This is a genomic window from Streptomyces sp., assembly GCF_035563135.1.
Classification (GTDB): Bacteria; Actinomycetota; Actinomycetes; order Streptomycetales; family Streptomycetaceae; genus Streptomyces.
The window spans coordinates 1-3,449 of sequence record NZ_DATMVN010000726.1 but is presented as its reverse complement, the minus strand read 5'-3'; the positions used below and the strand labels follow the sequence as shown (position 1 = coordinate 3,449).

Annotated in this window: 2 protein-coding genes; one reads left to right on the top strand and one right to left on the bottom strand. The window is 72.7% G+C overall.

Going from position 1 to position 3,449, the window contains the following annotated elements; genetic code table 11:
* The coding region (locus VN520_RS32180) for a nitrate- and nitrite sensing domain-containing protein (protein ID WP_325750463.1) at window positions 1-2,236 on the bottom strand (2,236 nt) is incomplete at its 3' end.
* A gap of 370 nt (window positions 2,237-2,606) precedes the next feature.
* Here VN520_RS32180 and VN520_RS32175 point away from each other — a divergent pair.
* Complete coding sequence (locus tag VN520_RS32175; protein WP_325750462.1) at window positions 2,607-3,392, top strand: protein phosphatase 2C domain-containing protein; 786 nt, start codon at window positions 2,607-2,609, stop codon at window positions 3,390-3,392.
* The last annotated feature ends 57 nt before the right edge of the window (window positions 3,393-3,449 follow it).

Genomic DNA, 3,449 nt, shown 5'->3' with positions numbered 1-3,449 from the left:
CGGCTGCCGCGATCAGCGGGTCCCCGGCGGGGGGCGCGGAGCGGGGCGGCAGGGCGTTGGAGTTGGCCTCGGCGACCGAGCCCGGCAGATTCAGCGTGGGCGCGTCCCCGGGCAGCTGTACGGACGGCGGGGACGCGGCGGGCGGCGCCTCGGGCAGCAGTGCCTGCGGAAGGACGACGACCGCGGTCACCCCGCTCCCCTTCTGCTCGCGCAGCTGCACCCGTACGCCGTGGCGGGCTGCCAGCAGCGAGGTCACCTGGAGGCCCAGCCCGGCCCCGTCCGCAGCCTGTTCGCCCGCCTCGAAGGACGCCGGGTCGGCCAGCCTGGCATTGAGCTCGCCCATCCGGACCGCCGACATGCCGATGCCCTCGTCCCGCACGGAGAGCATCACCTCCCCGGTCTCCAGCAGCCAGCCGGAGAGCTCGACATGGGAGTCGGGCGGGGAGAAGGAGGTCGCGTTCTCCAGGAGTTCGGCGAGGAGGTGGCTCAGGTCGTCGGCGGCGAAGCCCGCGACCTGGGCGTGCGGCGGCAGGGACTGGATGGTCACCCGCTCGTACCGCTCGATCTCGCTGACCGCGGCGCGCAGTACGTCGACGAGGGGGATCGGGCCCGCGTGCCCCTGGTTGTGATCGGTACCGGCGAGAACCAGCATGTTCTCGCTGTGGCGCCGCATGACCGTGGCCATGTGGTCCAGCTTGTAGAGGGTCGCCAGGCGCTCCGGGTCCTGTTCGCGCTCCTCCAGGCCCTCGATGACGCCGAGCTGCCGCTCGACGAGGCCGAGCGTGCGCAGCGACAGGTTGACGAAGGTGTGGTGGACCGTGTTCCGCAGCCGTTCGAGCTGCCCGGTGAGTTCCGCCACCCGGACCTGGAGTTCGGCCCGCTGGAGCGTGAGGGCCTCACGGCCCGCGATCAGTTCGCCGCGCTCGGTCTGCATGCTCTCGAGCCGGCCGGTGACATCGTGGTGCAGCCCGTGCAGCTTGCCGTGCAGGGCGTTGATGGACCGTACGACCTGGGCGAATTCGTCGTTGCGCCCCGTGTAGCGGACCGGTTCGGCGGTCTCCGGCTCGGCGGCGATGCGTCCGGCGCCGATCCGCAGGACGGCGAGCGGCTGGGTGAGGGTGCGGGCGACGGCGGTGGACACGCCGACGGCGACCAGCAGACAGCCACCGAGCAGGGCGAGGCGGAGTTCCAGCGCGGTGACGTCGTCGTCGCGCAGCCCCTCCAGTCGCTCGACCTGCGCGGTGCCCAGCGCGGACTCGACCCCGCGCATGCGGTCGATCCGGGCGGAGAGCGCCGCCTCGACCTTCTCGGGGTCGGCTTCCCGGTCGGCTTCCGACAGCTCGGGGCGGTCGGTGAACCGGGTGAGGTACTTCTCCGCGCTGGTGACCTCGGGGCCGGTGACCGTGGAGGCGAGCTTGTCCCGCGCGGAGGGCCCGGCGGCCTGGTCGAAGTCGGCGAGGAAGGCGAGCTCGCGCACCCGTGACTGCTGGGCGGCGGCGGTCAGCTCGTCACGGGTGCGGTCGTCCTCGCTGCCGCCCGCGTCCTCGCCCCGGACGGGCAGGCCGGTGACCGGGTCGGTCTGCTGCCCGGGCTCCGTGCCGGGCACGGCGAACGCGGCCAGGAGGAGCCCCCGGGTGGCGGAGGCCTGCTCCACGGCGCCGCCCAGGGCGAGCGGCGCACGGGTGGCGTCGGCCGCACGCGGCGGAGTCTTCTCGGCCAGCTCCTCGGCGAGGTCGTGGAGCTTGGCGATGACCTCGGAGTACGCCTGGTACGCCTCCATCGCCGAGCCCTCCCCCGTGAGGGCGGTCCGGCGGAGCGAGGGGATGACGGCGAGGTCCCGGCGCAGGGCGGCCGGGGCGGCATCCCGGATCTCGTCCACCTGCTGGTCGACGCGGGCCGCGGGGCTCGTGGCGCCGTCCTCGCCCTCCTCGTCCGCACGGCCGCCCGCGATGTGGGCGGTGACGTCGTCCCGCTCGTCCGCCAGGGAGTGCGCGAGGGTGATCGCCTGCTGGTTCAGCTCGGCGAGCGTGACGAGCCGCTGGGACTCGTTGAGATCGGAGGACGCGCCCAGGGCCGCGGGGGCACCTGCGGCGATGACGGTGATCCCCACGACGGCGACGCCGGCGACGAGCCGGCTGCGCACCCGCACGGTCCGCTTGGACGCACCTGCTGCCTGAGGCGTCACCTCGGACTCCTCGCGTGTGCTGTCCTTGCTCCGAGGCCGCTTCTTCTGCACCGGTGCTCGCAATCTTGACTCGTCCGCCCTTGAAGCAGAGGTGACGCGCGGTCACGTGAGAGGCGCCCCGCCCTGGTGTGCGCCATACGACTTCCGACCATTCCAGCGCTTTTGAGAGGGGGCCGCGCATCAACCGCTCCGCCACTCGAACGAGTGAACAACACTCCGGAGTTGGCGAACAAGTCTCCCCACTGGCGCCACAGGGCATGCATGGGCCGCCAGGTGGAACTTCGGGCCAGGCTTTGGCAGTATGCCCGCCCGCATATGCCTGAAGCCCTGGACTCCGTCATCAGGGCCCCTCTGACCTGCTGGTACGGCCTCGACCGTGGGACCGTGCAGGCCTCGTGAAGACATCGTGCAGACTGGCCGGATGCGCATCGAACTCGCCACCGCGCCCGGCGACCCCGAACGCCCCAACGAGGACTGGGCGTCGGCCGCCGTTCCCGCAGCAGGCCAGGGCGGCTTCCTCGTCCTGCTCGACGGTGTCACGCCACCCCTCGACGGCGGCGGGTGTGTGCATCCGGTTCCATGGTTCACCGCCCGCCTCGGCGGCGCCCTGGCCGAACTGTCCGCTTCGCGACGGGATCTGACGCTGACCGAGATCCTCTCACTGTCCATCCGACGCACCGCCGACACGCACCGTTCCCCGTGTGACCTTTCTCACCCGCGCACGCCCCAGGCGACGGTGGTCCTGGCGCGTTGGGACGACGAGCGGATCGAGCACCTGGTGCTCTCCGACTCGGTCCTGCTCGTCGAGACGGCCGACGGCACGGTCCGGCCGCTGCTGGACGACCGGCTCGACCGGCTGCCGACGGGATCGCTGGCCTCGGAGGAGCTCACGGACGCCCGCTTCCGGAACCAGGAGGGCGGCTTCTTCACCGCAGCCGCGGACCCCTCGGTCTCCTCACGCGCGGTGACCGGCGAGACGCCCCGGGCCCAGGTCCGGGCGCTGGCGGCACTGACCGACGGGGCGAGCCGCTGGACGGAGAAGTTCCGGGAAGGTGACTGGACGGACACGTTGAGGATGCTGCGCAAGGAGGGACCGCAGGGACTCATCGACCGGGTCAGGGAGCTGGAACGGGCCGACACCGACCGCGTGTACCTGCGCCGCGGCAAGACGCATGACGACGCGACAGCGGTCCTCGTCGAACTGTAGCGGCCCCCGCGGGCACCGGCGGCCGGGCCCTGGCCCCCGCCCGGCCCTGCCGCGCCG

Coding starts and splice junctions, on each gene's coding strand:
- VN520_RS32175 (WP_325750462.1), top strand. CDS start 2,607: ATGCGCATCGAACTCGCCACCGCGCCCGGCGACCCCGAACGCCCCAAC.